This window comes from Polyangiaceae bacterium, assembly GCA_016715885.1.
Classification (GTDB): domain Bacteria; phylum Myxococcota_A; class Polyangia; order Polyangiales; family Polyangiaceae; genus Polyangium.
The window spans coordinates 582,778-598,947 of sequence record JADJXL010000025.1 but is presented as its reverse complement, the minus strand read 5'-3'; the positions used below and the strand labels follow the sequence as shown (position 1 = coordinate 598,947).

At 61.0% G+C, this 16,170-nt stretch carries 14 protein-coding genes and 1 pseudogene; 6 read left to right on the top strand and 9 right to left on the bottom strand.

What is annotated here, in order from left to right:
- Nucleotides 1-22: 22 nt before the first annotated feature.
- From IPM54_37470 to IPM54_37455, 4 genes are all read right to left on the bottom strand, one after another.
- The gene (locus IPM54_37470) at nucleotides 23-1,159 is read right to left on the bottom strand and encodes a hypothetical protein (protein ID MBK9265464.1); all 1,137 of its coding nucleotides are present in this window, start codon (nucleotides 1,157-1,159) and stop codon (nucleotides 23-25) included.
- The gene (gene hisH / locus IPM54_37465; GenBank protein ID MBK9265463.1) at nucleotides 1,156-1,803 is read right to left on the bottom strand and encodes an imidazole glycerol phosphate synthase subunit HisH; all 648 of its coding nucleotides are present in this window, start codon (nucleotides 1,801-1,803) and stop codon (nucleotides 1,156-1,158) included. The genes IPM54_37470 and hisH overlap by 4 nt, the downstream gene beginning before the upstream one ends.
- Before the next feature lie 2 nt (nucleotides 1,804-1,805).
- Nucleotides 1,806-2,393: an imidazoleglycerol-phosphate dehydratase HisB gene (gene hisB, locus IPM54_37460; GenBank protein MBK9265462.1), complete on the bottom strand. Its 588-nt coding sequence runs from the start codon at nucleotides 2,391-2,393 to the stop codon at nucleotides 1,806-1,808.
- 193 nt (nucleotides 2,394-2,586) lie between these two features.
- Nucleotides 2,587-3,519, bottom strand: a complete 933-nt coding sequence (locus IPM54_37455; protein MBK9265461.1) for a hypothetical protein — start codon at nucleotides 3,517-3,519, stop codon at nucleotides 2,587-2,589.
- 454 nt (nucleotides 3,520-3,973) lie between these two features.
- Here IPM54_37455 and IPM54_37450 point away from each other — a divergent pair.
- The 5 genes and pseudogenes from IPM54_37450 (at nucleotide 3,974) to IPM54_37430 (ending at nucleotide 10,837) form a co-directional block, all read left to right on the top strand.
- A pseudogene (locus tag IPM54_37450) lies at nucleotides 3,974-5,155 on the top strand (FG-GAP repeat protein).
- Nucleotides 5,156-6,204: 1,049 nt separating this feature from the next.
- The gene (locus tag IPM54_37445) at nucleotides 6,205-6,528 is read left to right on the top strand and encodes a hypothetical protein (protein MBK9265460.1); all 324 of its coding nucleotides are present in this window, start codon (nucleotides 6,205-6,207) and stop codon (nucleotides 6,526-6,528) included.
- 54 nt (nucleotides 6,529-6,582) lie between these two features.
- On the top strand, nucleotides 6,583-7,350 hold the full coding sequence (locus IPM54_37440) for a hypothetical protein (GenBank protein MBK9265459.1): 768 nt from the start codon (nucleotides 6,583-6,585) through the stop codon (nucleotides 7,348-7,350).
- A gap of 102 nt (nucleotides 7,351-7,452) precedes the next feature.
- On the top strand, nucleotides 7,453-9,831 hold the full coding sequence (gene lon, locus IPM54_37435; protein MBK9265458.1) for an endopeptidase La: 2,379 nt from the start codon (nucleotides 7,453-7,455) through the stop codon (nucleotides 9,829-9,831).
- A gap of 85 nt (nucleotides 9,832-9,916) precedes the next feature.
- The gene (locus IPM54_37430; protein MBK9265457.1) at nucleotides 9,917-10,837 is read left to right on the top strand and encodes a serine/threonine protein kinase; all 921 of its coding nucleotides are present in this window, start codon (nucleotides 9,917-9,919) and stop codon (nucleotides 10,835-10,837) included.
- A 9-nt stretch (nucleotides 10,838-10,846) separates the two neighbouring features.
- On the opposite strand, the gene IPM54_37425 is transcribed toward IPM54_37430, so the two are convergent.
- The 5 genes from IPM54_37425 to IPM54_37405 form a co-directional block, all read right to left on the bottom strand.
- Nucleotides 10,847-12,052, bottom strand: coding sequence for an ABC transporter permease (locus IPM54_37425; protein MBK9265456.1), 1,206 nt, complete (start codon nucleotides 12,050-12,052; stop codon nucleotides 10,847-10,849).
- Nucleotides 12,052-12,762, bottom strand: coding sequence for an ABC transporter ATP-binding protein (locus tag IPM54_37420; protein MBK9265455.1), 711 nt, complete (start codon nucleotides 12,760-12,762; stop codon nucleotides 12,052-12,054). The genes IPM54_37425 and IPM54_37420 overlap by 1 nt, the downstream gene beginning before the upstream one ends.
- On the bottom strand, nucleotides 12,755-14,065 hold the full coding sequence (locus IPM54_37415; protein MBK9265454.1) for an efflux RND transporter periplasmic adaptor subunit: 1,311 nt from the start codon (nucleotides 14,063-14,065) through the stop codon (nucleotides 12,755-12,757). Before IPM54_37415 ends, IPM54_37420 begins: the two co-directional genes overlap by 8 nt.
- A gap of 66 nt (nucleotides 14,066-14,131) precedes the next feature.
- A complete protein-coding gene (locus tag IPM54_37410) occupies nucleotides 14,132-14,557 on the bottom strand; it encodes a hypothetical protein (protein ID MBK9265453.1) in 426 nt (141 codons plus the stop codon).
- Between the two features lie 97 nt (nucleotides 14,558-14,654).
- Nucleotides 14,655-15,089, bottom strand: a complete 435-nt coding sequence (locus tag IPM54_37405; protein ID MBK9265452.1) for a hypothetical protein — start codon at nucleotides 15,087-15,089, stop codon at nucleotides 14,655-14,657.
- Between the two features lie 156 nt (nucleotides 15,090-15,245).
- On the opposite strand from IPM54_37405, the gene IPM54_37400 reads away from it, so the two are divergent.
- Nucleotides 15,246-15,980, top strand: coding sequence for a class I SAM-dependent methyltransferase (locus IPM54_37400; protein MBK9265451.1), 735 nt, complete (start codon nucleotides 15,246-15,248; stop codon nucleotides 15,978-15,980).
- The last annotated feature ends 190 nt before the right edge of the window (nucleotides 15,981-16,170 follow it).

Here is a 16,170-nt window from a genome sequence, read left to right as displayed (position 1 = left end):
ATGGATCTGCCGCGGTAATTGTTCACGGCACGGGCGGGCTCGGTGCAGGATCCGCCGCCGGTGGTGTGTCCGCTGGATTCGGTGACGACTCGGTCGCCGGTTCCGAGTCCACTGGATTCGGCGCAGCTTCGACCGGCGTTTTCTTTGGCTCGTCAACTTTTCGAGCTGGCCGGTTCGGGCATCCGCCGAATTCGCGCATTCCGGCGAATTGAGGGCACTTGTCCGTTTCGTCGCTGACGCCGTCGCCATCCCAATCCGGAGGCGGCGTGGATTCGAGTCGCGGGACATAGGCAAACATGGCCACGAGCCGGAATTGTGGAGTGCCAGGGCCGTAGCTCAAACCAGTCCCGGCTCCAAGGCCCGCAACGAATTGAGGGCTGACGCGGAGTTGACCGTGCAGCATCGCTTCGGCATTCAAGTTCGCCGTCGTCGGATTGACGAGCACCTGCGACACGGTGGACTCGAGCCCGAGCTGCAAAGCGCGCGTATCGCCCAAAAGCACGGCAATGCCCGCTCCCGCATTGAGCGACGTACCTTGCTGAAAGGACAAAAACGACTGCGTCTTGCGAAATTCCGGCCCAATGGCCACCGACCAAATGATTCGATCGATGGCGCGACCTCCCACAATCACCTGACCAAGGCCGCGAAATGCGCCGTCGGTCACGAATGAATCCGTGCCCGAGGGAAACCACAATTGGCCTCCGATGCTCAAGTGAAACAATTTGCCCGGCATGCCGACGAGTCGACTGCGGATACCCAAACTGATATCGCCAAGAGCCGCGGTGCTCGGCCGCTGCACCCAATTGCCCGTTTGAAAAATGGCGAATGGAACATCGACATTGATGGCAATTCGTTCCCACAGGTGATACGTCGCGTTCACGTGCATCATCAATTGCCGCCCGACGATCTCTTCGTCCGTCGTGCCGTCTTCGACGCGCCGAAGCACGAGCGGATTTCGAGCATAATCGAAGTAGAGCGCAGCATGAAGCGACTTGTGACCCACGCCATCGGGAGAAGCGACTCCAATGAGGCGATCGCCCGCAAAGGCCGGATGCAGCCGAGGAACGGCGATGTCTTGGGCAAACGCGCTGGACGGCAACATCGCAATCGCCGCAGCGATCGATGCCGCAATGGCCTGCATCCTGTGCTCCAACGTCATGCCGACTCCAAGAATGCACCGAGAAATTCGAGCCCCACCGATTGACTCTTTTCCGGGTGAAACTGCACGGCGATCACGTTGTCCCGCGCGATCGCCGCCGTGACGCGATTGATTCCGTGACGCGCGGTGGCCACGACCAGCGATGGATCATCCGGGACAGCATGATAACTATGAACGAAGTAAACGTGCGGAGGCTCGTCCTGCCAAATGCGAAATATGCCCGGCGGAGGTTGCGCCATTTCGAGCTGATTCCAGCCCATGTGCGGGATCTTCACTGCGCTTTCGCCCGTGCCCGGATCGAGTCGCGCGACGTGACCGCGGAAAACGCCGAGACCTTTTGCCCCCGGCGCTTCGTCGCTCGAATCGAACAGCACTTGCAGCCCCAAACAAATGCCCAAATAAGGTTTGCCCCGAGCCATGCACTCGCGCAATGCATCTCCCACGCCTTTGGCCAGCGACAACGCGCAATCTCGAAAGGCCCCTTGTCCCGGCACCACCACTTTATCGGCGCCGAGAACGTCTTCGGGCTCTCCGCTCCGCACAATGGAAACCTCGACGCCGCGATCGGCCCCTGCTTGGCAAAGCGCTCGCTCCACGCTGCGCAGGTTGCCCATTCCAAGATCGACGACGACGACCCTCAGCATGCCTACAGGCTCCCTTTCGTCGAAGGAATGCCCGCCACGCGCGGATCGATGCGCGTCGCGCGCATCAGCGCTTTGGCAAATGCCTTGAAGCTGATCTCGATGATGTGATGCAGGTTTTCCCCTTCGTGCATACGCACATGCAAGTTGCATTGTGCTCCGCGGGCAAACCCTTCGAAAAACACCGGCACGAGCTCCACGTCGAACGTGCCCACCTTCGCCTTCGGCAATGGGACACGAAACACGAAATACGTGCGCCCTGACAAGTCGAGCGCGCACGTCACGAGCGCCTCGTCCATCGGCAACGTCGCTTCGCCGTACCGCGCGATGCCAGCCTTGTCCCCGAGCGCTGCTGCAAACGCGGTCCCGAGCACGATGCCGAGATCTTCCGTCGTATGATGCCCGTCGATCTGCACGTCTCCTTCCGCATCGATCGTCACGTCGAACAGACCGTGCCGCGCGACTTGTTCGAGCATGTGCGTGAGAAACGGCAGCGGCGTCGAAATCTTCGAGCGCCCCGTGCCATCGAGGTTGATCTCGACGGAAATCTTGGTTTCGTGGGTGGTCCGCTCCACCCGAGCAGTTCGTGCCATGCGTTCATCCTGACGCAGCAAAGGCGTCGACAGCGTTTATAGCTGATCTCGTCGCGTCGTGGCGGCGTGAAACCTCGAATCGTTCGACGCTGTTCGAGGCAGGTCGTCGAGTGGCCTTGGAAACGCCGGACGGAATCGCGCCGCCGCGTCCTGCGAGCTATTGAATGCGGTGGCCAACCCCCAACCAGCGGACCTATCGACTACGGCCCTTGCTCGTGCCCGCACGTAAGCGCACAAGCTCTGCTTCGAGCTCCTGCGCGCGGCGAATCGCCTCATCCGCGCGTCGAGCTTCTTCCTGCCGCAAGCGCGCTTCTTCCTGTCGCAAGCGAGCTTCTTCCTGTCGCAAGCGAGCTTCTTCGTCTGCGCGTTGCGTTTCGTGCGCTGCACGCTGCGCCGCCTTTTCCGCTCGTCGCGTCTCCAGCTCCACGAGCTCCGATTCGAACGGCAAGAGGTTTTCCCCGTTCGGACCCACGCCAAGCCGCAAGAGCGCGTCGTCCCCTTCATCTTGAGCCACGATGAACGCATCGAGCTGCTCGGAATGCACCCGATCGTCATTGGTCTCGAGCACGATCACGAGCTTGCCAACGGCGTCCCTTCGGTAGACGGCGAAACGCTTTCGTGGAGCTCTGCGTCGATGGTGGAACGGATCGAAGACGATCAATTCCTTGGTCCCCAAAGCATCGTGGCGAGATGGCGATTGCAGCTCATCCTTGCGCGGCACGCGCCGCGCTTTTACCTCGATCGCAACACTCGGCACCACTTGATGAATCCACGTCTTCCAACACTGCTCGTCCTTGGTGCCCGCCCACTTCGTCGGGCGACTCGTTGGGGCGATGCCAGGGAGCACGTAAATGTCCGGCGCTACGCACGCCTTGATGTTTCCCTTGACCCAATAAATAAAATTGTCCGAACCAACGAAAGCGACGATCCCCCGCTCTGCCAGAAACCGGCGCAACACCGGCTGGAGCTGCAGGCAAATCTCGGTCTCGACCGGCTCCCGGCACATGACTTCGCTTTCAGGATACTCGGTGGGGTCGTCGTCCACCGAAACGTCCCCGCCAGCAGCGCGACGACGTTTGACCCGTTGCGGATTGACCATTTGAGGCCCGGGAGCAGTCGTGGTCATACGTCTCCTCTACCACGCTTGGCCATGGCTGGGAAGCGTAAAGTTCCGGTTTTTTCCCAGGTGTAGTAACGATCTCCACCAAGCGCACGGGCGGACGGTAGCACGGACGAACCCTTGGTCAAGTAAAACGTTTGGCCATGCGAAACACTTCGTCGAGCCTCATCGAAACGCTCAATCCAGGGAATGCCTCGAGCCGATTGCAGGCGTGTTCCTACGTCTTTGCATTTGGTAGCTTCACAAGAATCGACAGCGCACGAATGCACCGCGGCCCTTTTTCGTTGATCGCACGGCAGCTCCTTTGTAGCTTCCACACATGCCCCACTTGCTCGCATTTTCGCGCCGAACCCCGCCCATTCTCTGCGCGCTGATCCCGCTTTTTACGCTCGCGACATCATGCTCGCCGGATCGCTCGGAAAACCCGCTTCATGCGGATGCTCGGGCGGCGCTTTCCGAAATGCAAAGAGCATCGGCGGACCCCACGTATCCGCTGGACCTCCATTCGTTGATCGTTACGCCGCAAAGTAAGCTCGTGGCGAGCGACGGGTTCAGCGAGCATTTCTTCGGCGGTTCCGTCGCGGCTTCCGGAGACACGGCGCTCGTCGGGGCGACAGGGGCCATCAGCGACAGGGGCGCGGCCTACGTCTTCGTGCGCAATGGCGGGGTCTGGACCGAGCAGACCAAGCTCGTCGCAAGCGATGGCGCGTATTTCGACGGGTTCGGCTCTTCGGTCGCGCTGTCGGGCGATACGGCCCTCATCGGGGCCGACGGCGACGACGACCAGACCGGAAACTCCGGCTCGGCCTACGTCTTCGTGCGTAATGCCGGCGTGTGGACCCAAGAGGCCAAACTCCTCGCCAGTGATGGGGCATTGGAGGACAGATTCGGCGAGGCTGTCGCGCTATCGGGCGACACCGCCCTCGTCGCTTCGGCCAGAAACGACGACAATGGTCAAAACTCGGGCTCCGTATACGTATTCACGCGCAATGGCACCGTCTGGACCGAACAGGCCAAGCTCATTGCGAGCGACGGGGCAGCCGACGACTACTTCGGATGGTCCATCGCAGTATCCGGCGACAGCGCGCTCGTCGGAGCGTTCGGCAACGACGACAAAGGCTCGGGCTCCGGCTCGGCCTACGTATTCACGCGCAATGGCAGCGTCTGGACCGAGCAGGCCAAGCTCTTCGCGAACGACGGCACGGCGGACGACAGGTTCGGCGCATCGGTTGCGCTGTCGGCGAACACGGCGCTCGTGGGGGCGTACTTGGATAGCGACCTGGGCTCGGGCATCGGCTCGGCCTACGTGTTCGAGCGCAATGGCAGCGTCTGGACCCAGCAGGCAAAGCTCATCGCGGACGACGGCGCGGCGAGCGATTATTTTGGCATTTCGGTCGCGCTGTCAGGGGACTTGGCGCTCGTCGGGGCGTCTGGGGACAATGGCGCGAAACTGAATTCCGGCTCGGCCTACGTGTTCTTGCGCAGCGGCGGCACTTGGAGCCAAGATGCCAAGATTGTCCCGAGCTCCGACACGCAAGACGCCGAATTCGGTTATTCGGTCGCGTTGTCCGGAGACGCGGTGGTCGTCGGGGCGACGGGGGACATTGAAAAGGGCTATAACGCCGGCGCCGCGTATACCTTTTTGATACCACCGGGCAAGGGAAACGGCGTTCCGTGTGCAATGGGACCCGACTGTCAGAGTGGATTCTGCGTGGACGGCTTGTGCTGCGATACCGCTTGCGGTGGGGGCGTCTCGAACGATTGCCAGGCGTGTAGCATTGCGGCGGGAGCCCAAGCGGACGGAACCTGCGGTCTTTTCGTGACGGGCACCGAATGTCGAGCGAAAACGGGTGATTGCGACGTGGCCGAGTCATGCGACGGCGTCAGTGGCGCTTGTCCGAGCGACGTCAAGGTCCCAGCGAACACCGAATGCCGCGCGTCGGTGGGCGATTGCGACGTCGCCGAAGTGTGCGACGGTATGAATGGTGCCTGCCCGAGCGATACCTTGGTTGCTGCGAACAGCGAATGCCGAGCGAAAACCGGGCCGTGTGACGTCGCCGAAGTGTGCAATGGCATCGATGGGCAATGCCCGTCGGATGCCGTCCTCGGCGTGACGGAGGATTGCCGGCCTGCGGCTGGGCCTTGCGATATTCCCGAAAAATGCGACGGGTTCACGAAGGGATGCACGCAGGACTTGATGGCCCCGCCAGGCGCGATATGCCAAGCCGCCGCGGGCGAATGTAATAATTCGGCGACCTGCGACGGCATTTCGACGAGCTGCCCCATGCCTGCCAACAAGCCTGACGGCACCGTCTGCACGGGCGGCACGTGCTTGGCGGGCGTATGCATGGGTGGCGCCGGTGGAATGGGCGGAGCTGGTGGAATGGGCGGCGTCGGTGGAATGGGCGAAGGTGGAATGGGCGCGGGCGGCGAAGGTGGAATGGGCGCGGGCGGCGAAGGTGGAATGGGTGGCGGAGGGACGCCGCCGACGGGCGATATCAATCCCGAAGGTGATTGCTCGTGCCGCGTGGCCGGTTCTCCTTCGAGCGGCACGACGAGCGCTGGCAGCATGCTGCTTGCGCTGGGGCTCGGCTTGGGAATCATCAGGCGCCGGCGCAAGCGCCGATAAAACCCATCTCGCGGCCCTTCGCCATTGGCCCACCCATTTTCCGTGTTCGCGTGTGCGTTGCAGTGCCAATTCCAAATGCAGTTCATCGCCGAATCGATCCGCGTGCACGCGTACCTCGCCCCATCCCTCGTGCCCCGACGCGCCGTCATTCCCATCCCACAATATGGCATGTCACGGAAGCATGCGAACGAGCATCAAAACTCGATATCAATATCAAAGACAAACTGGTTTCGCGCGAAGCACGTCGCAATGCCGCATTGCCCAAAGACATCGATGCTCAGATATTCGGTTATTTCGATGTCCTCGAAGAGCAGCGCGAAGCGGCCAACCGAGTTGCCAAGGCGGCAAAGGGCAAGTCCGAGACGCCAGTCACGGAAGGTACGTGAGCCGCATCCATCTACCCGATCTCATCTCGCCCCGCCTGTGCTAAACCCGCGCACGTGAAGCTTCTCGCCCTCCTGCTCCCATTCGCCTTCGTCGCCCTTGGTTGCGGTTCGAGCGCGATCGTCCAGCAAGGGCCGAGTGACACGCTGCGCGCGTACGCTCAGGCGCTGCGCGAAGGGCGCGTCGATGACGCGTATCGGCTGCTCTCGGACGACGCCAAACGCTCGATGTCGCTCGATGCGTTCCGTCGCGCCGCGAAGGAAAACCCCCAGGAAATCAAAGAAATTGCTCAGGCCGTCTCGCGCCCTGCGAGCGATCCCGTCGTGACCGCAACGGTCAACATGCCGAACGGAGACGAGCTCTTGCTCGTGTACGAAAACGGCAAGTGGCGCATCGATGCCGCCGCGATCGACTTGTACAGCCAAGCAACGCCGCGCCAGGCGCTCGCAGGGTTTCTGCGTGCCTACGAACGCAAGCGGTACGATGTGATCCTGCGCTACGTGCCCGACGCGGAAAAAACGGGCGTGCTCCCGGGCGACGAGCCTCCGACGGCATCGGCCACAGCAGAAGCAGGATCGCCCACCGCGAATGCGCCAGCGTCCGCAGCGTCCGCGTCGACGACGGACATCACGGCGGAGAAGCTGCGCAAGGATTGGGAAGGTCCGCAAAAGGAGCAAATGAACCGCATTGTCCAGGCCATTCGAGCGGCGCTGCCCACGGCAGCCATCGAAGAGACCGGCGACAACGCGGCCATGTCCTACGGCGCCGGAGGAACCGTGGCGCTCGTGCGCGAACACGGCCTCTGGAAGATCCGAGATTTTTGACGACGCCTACCCGGTTTCCACATTTGAGGCTCGGATCGCCTTCGGCGCCCTTCGCCCCAAACCCCGCGGCGCTCGACGAAAAAATGTACTAGGTTGGCGCGCATGGCATCCAGTGGCGCACCGCCATCTCGTCCACCTCCGCCGCCTCCGCCCGAGGACAGTGTCCCCATCCTTCCGCTCCGGAATTCCGTTCTGTTCCCTATGTCCGTCGTTCCCATCAACGTCGGACGTCCACGGAGCGTGCGGCTCGTCGAGGATCTTCTCGGTCGCGAAAAAGCGCTCGTCGGCGTGCTCAGTCAGCGCTCGTCGGACGTCGATGAGCCGACGTTCAAGGATCTGTACACGATCGGCACGATCGCTCGTGTCGTGAAGGTGATTCGACTCGGGCCGAGCAACTACTCGGTGGTGCTGCATGGTCTCGGTCGGTTTCGCATGCGAGGTACGTCGTCGCTCGAGCCGTACATGCGGGCGAAGATCGAACGCATTCCGGAATCGCTCGTGCGCGACGTGGAGCTCGATGCGCTCGGCACGGGGCTTCGCGAAGCAACGCGCGAAGTGCTCGCGCTGATGCCGAACTTGCCGCGCGACACGGCGAGCATTCTCGACAACGTGCGCGAACCCGGAGCGCTCGCGGATCTCATCGCGTCGAACTTTCCTCAAGCGCAAGCGTCGGTCGCAAACAAGCAAGAGATCCTCGAAGCGTTCGACGTGAAGGCGCGAGTGCGCTTGGTGCTCGCGATGGTGGGCCGGCAGCTCGAAGTGCTGCGCGTGAAGAAAGAAATCTCCTCGATGGTGCAAGAGGAGACGGGCAAGAGCCAACGCGAAGACATTCTTCGGCAGCAGATGAAGAGCATTCGCGAAGAGCTCGGCGAGTCATCCGAGGACGACGAGATCGAGGAGCTTCGCGAGCGGGTTCGGAAGGCCAAACCGCCCACGGATGTGGAAAAAGTAGCTCGAAAGCAGCTCAACCGCATGCGTTCGATGGCGCAGCAGTCGGCCGAGTACAACCTGACGCGGACGTACGTCGAATGGATCGCGGACTTGCCGTGGTCGAAGACGACGGTGGATCGTTTGAGCACCAAAGAAGTTCGTCGGTGCTTGGACGAAGACCACATGGGTCTCGAAAAGGTGAAGAAGCGCATCGTCGAGTACTCGGCGATTCGTCAGCTTCGCACGGACAAGAAGGGACCGATTCTGCTGTTCATTGGGCCGCCTGGTGTGGGTAAGACGTCGCTGGGCAAGTCGATTGCGCGAGCGATGGGACGGCAGTACGAGCGCATCGCGCTGGGCGGAGTGCGAGACGAGGCGGAGGTTCGAGGGCATCGGCGCACGTACGTGGGGGCGCTACCTGGGCGCATCATTCAGGCGCTGAAGAAAGCGGGCACGAAGAACCCGGTGTTGGTCCTCGACGAAGTGGACAAACTCGGAGCGGACCTGAGGGGTGATCCGGCGGCGGCGCTGCTCGAGGTACTGGATCCGGAGCAGAATGCGACGTTTCAGGATCACTACTTGGACATGCCGTTCGACTTGTCGCAGGTGACGTTTTTGGCGACGGCGAACAACCGGGACACGATTCCTGCGGCGCTGATGGATCGCATGGAGGTGATCGAGGTACCGGGGTACACGCGCACGGACAAACTCGGCATTGCACGTGAGTTTTTGGTGCCGAAGCAGCTCAGCGCGCACGGGCTGACGGACGAACGTCTCGAGTTCATCGAGGAGGGCGTTGCGGCGATCATCGATCACTACACGCGGGAAGCTGGCGTGCGTGGTCTCGAGCGGGAGATTGCGGCGGTTTGTCGCGCGACGGCGGTGCGACTGGCCGAGGGCATCGACGTGCGCGAGGTGGTCGGAGCGGAGCATGTGGAGAAGGTGCTCGGGCCGCATAAGTATCGACCGGAGATCGCGGAGAAGGTGCTCGAGCCCGGGGTTGCGACGGGTTTGGCATGGACGCCTGGAGGTGGGGAGCTTCTGTTCATCGAAGCGTCGAAGATGCCTGGCAAAGGCAACATCGTGCTGACGGGGAACATGAAGAACGTGATGCAGGAGTCGGCGACGACGGCTGTATCGTTCGTGCGGAGCAAGGCGGATCGGTTGCATTTGGATCCGGAGTGGTTGAAGAACATCGACTTGCACTTGCACGTGCCGAAGCACGGGGTTCCGCGGGATGGTCCTGCGGCGGGCGTGACGATGTTCACGGCGGTATGCTCGCTGCTGCTCGATTGTCCGGTTCGTTCGGACATTGCGATGACGGGCGAGATATCGCTGCGCGGGCGGGTGATGCCGGTGACGGGCGTGAAGGAAAAGCTTCTTGCGGCGCATCGGGCGGGTATCAAGCACGTGCTGATTCCGGCGAAGAACCGGCGGGACTTGGACGACGTGCCGAGAGACATTTTGGACGCGGTTCAAGTGACGCTCGTCGATTCGATGGACGAGATACTCCCGATTGCATTGGCGCAGGTTGCGGCGCCTGCTTCCTGAGTCGATTGCGGTGTTGCCGTTTGGGGGGGCGCAGCATGATTGAGCACGAGCCCCCCTTCAATCGGCACATCTTCGGAAGGTGCTTATGAATTCGGGTGAAGTTCTCGATGGGCAATACCGTGTTCTGCGGCTGATTGGCGAAGGGGGGCAGGGGGCTGTTTACGAGGCGGAGGATTTGGACATTGGGGCTCCCGTTGCCATCAAGATTTTGAAGCGTGAGGTTGCCGATTCACCTGAATTCACGACGCGTATGCGCCGCGAAGCGCGAGCGATGGGGGTGCTTTCGGGGACTGCGGCGGTGCAAGTTTTTGCGCTGAATCGCACGAAAGAGGGGCAGATGTACATCGTGATGGAGATGCTGCGTGGGCATGATTTGGAGCGGCATCTCCATAAGCACGAGCGAGAGTTCGGGCCGTTGCCGGTGCCGACGATGATTGAGTTATTGGCCCCGATCGTGGACACGCTCGAAGCTGCGCACGCGCGGGGGATCGTTCATCGAGATTTGAAGCCGGCGAATATTTTCGTATTGGATTCGACCGCGCGGGGGCGTGTGCGACTCCTCGATTTTGGAATGATCAAAGATCTCTCCGCATCCACGCCGCTGACGCAGGACGGGTATGTCGTCGGGTCGCCGTCGTTCATTGCGCCGGAGAGTTGGCAGGGGTCATCGATTACGATATCGTCGGCTGCCGACATGTACGCGATGGGGGCGGTGATTTATCGAATACTGGCGGGGCATGTACCATTTCGTGGTGAATCGCTGGTCGATGTGGTCAGGCTCGTCATTCGGGGGCCGAGACCGACGTTGACGGACAAGAGGCCGGATTTGCCGAAGGGAATCGATCGCTGGGTGGCGCGAGTGCTCGCGGTCGAGCCGCAGCATCGATTTGCGTCGATTCGTGAGATGTGGTCGACATTGATGGACTTGCTCAAGGGCTGGTCGGGCGATTTCCAGCGAAACAGTATTCCGCCGCGGGGAAGCGTGCCGCCGGGGCGAGGGCAATAGACAAGCGCGTCACTCGTGCCGCAATGCCTCGATGGGATTGAGCCGCGCGGCTTTGCGCGCGGGCAAATACCCGAATGCGACGCCGACGGCTGCGGAGAACCCGAACGCTCCCGCGATGGTCGCCGGTGAAATGGAATAGGGGAGCGATAACGCCGACGTCGCTGCATATGACAGCGACAAACCAAATGCGATGCCCAGCATTCCGCCGAGCATGGCGAGCACGACGGCTTCGACGAGGAATTGCATGAGGACTTCGCTTGCGAGGGCACCGATGGCGAGGCGCGTGCCGACTTCGCGCGTTCGTTCCGTGACGCTGACGAGCATGATGTTCATGATGCCAATGCCGCCGACGAGCAAGCTGACGGCGGCGATTCCACCGAGCAGGCTGGTCATGGAAGCGGTCACGCTGCTCATGGTGTCTGCAATTTCTTGCATGTTGCGTACGTTGAAATCGTCGAGCGCACCGGGGGCAATGCGTCGCCTTTCGCGCAAGAGATCCTCGATTTGCGATTGGACCGATGCGGTATACGAAGACCCTGCCGTTTGCACGTAAATGGAGCCGACGTTGAGGTTGCCGGCGACGCGCCGTTGAAATGCGCGCAGCGGCATGAGCACCACGTCGTCTTGATCGCCCCCGACGGCAGCTTGGCCTTTCGCGGCCAATACACCCACGACGAGGCACGACATCTGGGCGACACGAATGCGTTTTCCCATCGGGCGTTCTTCGCCGAACAGGTTTTCGCGAACGGTTTTTCCCAAAATGCAGGCCGCCGTTCCCGTGGCCATTTCGGTTTCCGATAAAGTGCGGCCAATGTCGATTTTGTATCCGCGTACGTCGAAGAACGCCTCGTCGATCCCAATGGTGGACGTAGGCCAATTTTGATTGCCATAAACGACCGTCGCACCCGATTGGGCGGTGGGCGCCAGGGCCTGCATGCCTACGATTTCGCGCCGAAGCGCATCCACGTCGTCCTGCTGAAAAGGAACGGCTGGCGTGCGCACAGGCCCGCGTCGCGCGGCTCCAGGCGACACCACGAGGAGGTTTTCGCCGAGCGCTCCGACGTCGGCTCGCACCTTTTGCGTTGCACCTTCACCAATCGTGACCATGGCAATGACCGCGCCGACACCGATCATGATGCCCAGCATCGTCAGAAAGGATCGCAATGCATTTCGGCGCACTTCGCGCAGCGCCATGACGAGCGTCGTCCACAGCATCAGTTCGCCCCCGAAATGATACGGCCGTCGCGGAATACCACCGTCCGCGTCCCGTATTCGGCCATGTCCGGCTCGTGCGTGACCATGACGACCGTAATGCCATGCTCGCGATTGAGCTTCGTCAAAAGATCCATGATTTCGGCTTTTCGAGCCGTATCCAAATTGCCGGTCGGCTCGTCTGCCAAAAGCAGCGATGGCTCGGTCACGAGCGCCCGGGCAATCGCGACGCGTTGTTGCTGCCCACCCGATAATTGAGCGCTCGTGTGCCCAGCGCGATTGTCGAGTCCCACGAGCGTGAGCGCTCGAAGGGCCCTTTGCCTTCGTTCTTCGGCGGGAACGCGCCGATAGATGAGCGGCAATTCGACGTTTTCGAGCGCCGACGTCCGAGCGAGCAAGTTGAAGCCTTGAAAGACGAATCCTATGAAATGGCGCCGGAGCAGCGCGCGTTGGTCATTGTCGAGTTTGCCCACGTCCACGCCACGAAACAAATACTGCCCACCCGTGGGCACGTCGAGACAACCAATCACGTTCATGGCCGTCGACTTGCCCGAACCGCTCGATCCCATGATGCTCACGAATTCGCGAGGCTCTATTTTCAAGTCCACGCCGTCGAGCGCACGCACTTCGGATTCGCCTTCTCCATATACCTTTTCGACACCGCGGAATTCCACAATGGGAAATGCTCCGCCATTCGCCGTCGGCTCATCCACGGGGCGCCTCGACGGCCGTCAAAATGACTTCGGTGCCTTCCGTGATTTCGTCCGACTTGATTTCCGTGCGAATCCCATCGCTCGGACCAACCTCCACGTTGACGCGCTTGGGTTCACCGCCGGTAGGCAACCAGAGCGCGGGCTTGCGCGGTCCCGCTCCAGGCCCGCCAGGAGCGCGCGTATTTTGCCTCGTAGGCCCCCTCCTCGCCGTTGGCAAGAATTGATCGACCGACACGCCCTTTTTCGTATTCGCATCGTCGCGACGACGATTCGGATTGAATCGCAACGCTGCATTGGGCGCGAGCAGCACGTCTTTCCGCTCGTCCACCACGATGGTCGCCGTGGCCGTCATTCCCGGGCGCAGCAATCGTTTTTCATTGTCCACCGAAAGCCATGCTTCGTACGTCACGATGGTCGTACCGGCCGTCGGGAGGTTTTTTACGGCCAGCACTTTCGAATCGAACGTTCGTTGCGAATAGGCATCGACGGTGAACGTCGCCGTTTGACCTTCGACCACGGATCCCACGTCCGCTTCGTCCACCTGCACGTTGAGCTGCAATTCGCCGAGGTCCGCGGCGAGCACGAAAAGCACCGGAGTTTGCAGGCCCGACGTGACGGTTTGTCCTGGCTCGACGGCTCGATTCAGCACCACCCCGTCGATGGGCGAACGAATGACGGCTTTGGAGAGATTGGTTTGAGCGACTTTCAGCGATGCTTGGGCCAGGGTCACTTGAGCGCCCGCGGACACGATCTGTGCCTTGGCTCGTTCGTGATTGGCTTCGAGCGTTTCGAAGTCTTGCTGCGCGAGCAACCCCTCCGCGACCGTGTTCTTGCCACGATCCACCTTCAATTTGGCTTCGTTCGCCGTCGCCTTCGCATTCCGCAACGTCGCACTTGCAGCCGTGAGTTGCGCTTGCGCTTCTTCGACACGCGCCTTGTACGTTTCCGTGTCAATCTCTGCCAATATTTGCCCGCGCGTCACCTTGTCGTTGAAGTTCACGTGAACTTGAAGTACGCGCCCCGTGATTTCCGCACCAACCTCGACCGTGCTTCGCGCCTTGAGCGTTCCCGTCGCCGTCACGCTCACCCGCAAGTCGCCTCGTTCCACCTTTTGTGTTTGATATTGCGTCGTTTGCGTCGTCGCCGTCTGCTTCTTCCACACGGCAAAACCGCCGCCGGATGCTGCGAGGAGAAAGGCGATGAGTGCTATCCACCGAAAGCGTGTGCTTTTTTTCTTCTTCGCGACGACACGTAGGACCTCCGGATCGCCTCCGGGTTGTTCGATGGTTCGAGAAGCTGACATGATGGCCGACCTTGGACGTACTTCGGCCATGGCGCCCTACGTCGTCAAGTGAAAGTTGCGCCGGGGCTACTTCGACCGAACGCGATGTTCGGAGATCCAGGCTCGCGCTTGCTGTTCCGTGTCGAAGAAGACGGCTCCTGCGCCCGAATTCACCGAATTGATGAGCTTCACGGCCTTGTTCATCATCGCGACCACGGTTCGAGCTTGGAAAGACGAACCGTACGTCACGACGGCTGCGACGCGTGCAACGTCGACCTTTTTTGCCGCATACGCGCGTGCTTCTGGCGTGATGAAACCGCCTCTACGTGCGTCCCGGAGGATGTAGACGCGGATAGGGGGCGGGATGGCCGAGATGATATCGTCGAAAGCCTTGAAGTGCTCGAGCTCCACGTCTCCGTCGTAGTGAACGTGCGCGACGTCGGGGGGTTCGATTTCGAGAACGTGCGGCCCCACTCGGTGCACTTCGGTGGCATGGCCGTTACCTTCTGACATCGTGAGGCACTCTACATGGGATGTGTAGAAAGAGGCCAGAAAAATGTGCGAGCTTTCAAGTGTCGCGAAGTTCTAGCTGGCGATTCGCGGGGGACGGTCAAGGCGTGGCGAGGTTCGACCGATTGCGGTGAGCGGCGATCCATGCTCGAGCTTCGGCTTCTGAGTCGAAGAACACGATCGTAGGCGCATTCTTGTTGAAGAGCCGCATCGCCTTGTTCAGCATCGTGATGATTGTACGCCCGTGAAACGATGCGCCAAATGTCACGATGGCGGCGACTCGTGCAATATCGACTTGCCGTGCGATGAAGCGGCGGGCTTGCGCGGTGACTTCGCCGCCATTACGAGCGTCCCGAAGGACGTAGAGGGGTGTTGGCGGCGGCACGGCGTCCATGATGGTTCGAAAAAATATTTCGAAGTGTTCGCGTTCCACAACGCCGTAGAGCCGAATGTGCAGCGTGTCCGGCTCTTCGATTCGCATTTGGTGCGGGCCGACGCGTTGAAAGTCGAGAGCTCGAGTCTCGTGAGCTTCCATCGTGCGCTACTTTAGACGTTTTGTTTGGTGATGCTAGGAAAATTTCCTAGTGTGTATGCTTTGGTGCATCGAGGTGGCATTCTTGCTCGAGGCGGTGTAGGAGGGGGAGTTGTTACGCAACGGTACGATGGTACGATGACGAGGATTGGCACGCCGATGAAGCTCTACGACGAACTTGCCACGTGGTGGCCTCTTCTATCGCCTCCGGCCGATTACGCCGAGGAAGCGGCATTTTATACGAAATGTTTGCTCGATGCGGGGGACTCTCCCGCGCGCACGTTGGTCGAGCTTGGCAGCGGCGGAGGGAACAATGCTTCGTTTCTCAAGGCGCACTTCGATATGGTGCTGGTCGATCCGGCGCCTGGGATGCTCGAAGTGAGTCGTGCGCTGAATCCCGAATGCGAGCATGTTCGAGGCGACATGCGCACGGTACGGCTCGGGCGAACGTTCGACCGCGTGTTCATTCACGACGCCATTACGTACATGACGAGCGAGGCGGATTTGCGAGCGGCGATCGAGACGGCATTCATTCATTGCCGGCCGGGGGGCTCGGCACTTTTTGCGCCTGATCATCTGCGCGAAAACTTCAGCGTGCCCTATACTGAATGCGGTGGTGAGGACGACGGCGTTCGTGGATTGCGATACCTTGCATGGGTTTGGGATCCCGATCCGACGGATACGACGTACACCGTGGATTATGCGTACATGTTGCGCGAAGCGAATGGGGAGGTTCACGTCGTACACGATCGGCACATCGAGGGGCTTTTTTCGCGCGCCGATTGGTTACGGATCCTCGAAGAAGTGGGTTTTCAGGCGCGAAACGTGCCGTTCGACCATTCCGAGCTGGAGCCGGGGAGTTACGAATTGTTTGTCGGGGTAAAACCGCGGTAGGGGCACTGCTGGGGAATCTGGGTTTGCCCGCCTGGGGAGGGCTACCTCCGTCGAAGTTTGAACACGCTCCAAGATGCGGGGGAGGGGATTTCGGGGGCGACAGCGGGCAGGGGAAGGTGCTACAGTGCGGGCGAGCATGGGTACGGAGAAGAGCGAGCAGGCGAATTTGACAAGGCGTTCTGTCGCGGCG

Coding starts and splice junctions, on each gene's coding strand:
- IPM54_37410 (MBK9265453.1), bottom strand. CDS start 14,557: ATGTCAGAAGGTAACGGCCATGCCACCGAAGTGCACCGAGTGGGGCCG.
- lon (MBK9265458.1), top strand. CDS start 7,453: ATGGCATCCAGTGGCGCACCGCCATCTCGTCCACCTCCGCCGCCTCCG.
- hisB (MBK9265462.1), bottom strand. CDS start 2,393: ATGGCACGAACTGCTCGGGTGGAGCGGACCACCCACGAAACCAAGATT.
- hisH (MBK9265463.1), bottom strand. CDS start 1,803: ATGCTGAGGGTCGTCGTCGTCGATCTTGGAATGGGCAACCTGCGCAGC.
- IPM54_37415 (MBK9265454.1), bottom strand. CDS start 14,065: ATGTCAGCTTCTCGAACCATCGAACAACCCGGAGGCGATCCGGAGGTC.
- IPM54_37455 (MBK9265461.1), bottom strand. CDS start 3,519: ATGACCACGACTGCTCCCGGGCCTCAAATGGTCAATCCGCAACGGGTC.
- IPM54_37430 (MBK9265457.1), top strand. CDS start 9,917: ATGAATTCGGGTGAAGTTCTCGATGGGCAATACCGTGTTCTGCGGCTG.
- IPM54_37400 (MBK9265451.1), top strand. CDS start 15,246: ATGAAGCTCTACGACGAACTTGCCACGTGGTGGCCTCTTCTATCGCCT.
- IPM54_37470 (MBK9265464.1), bottom strand. CDS start 1,159: ATGACGTTGGAGCACAGGATGCAGGCCATTGCGGCATCGATCGCTGCG.
- IPM54_37405 (MBK9265452.1), bottom strand. CDS start 15,089: ATGGAAGCTCACGAGACTCGAGCTCTCGACTTTCAACGCGTCGGCCCG.
- IPM54_37425 (MBK9265456.1), bottom strand. CDS start 12,052: ATGCTGTGGACGACGCTCGTCATGGCGCTGCGCGAAGTGCGCCGAAAT.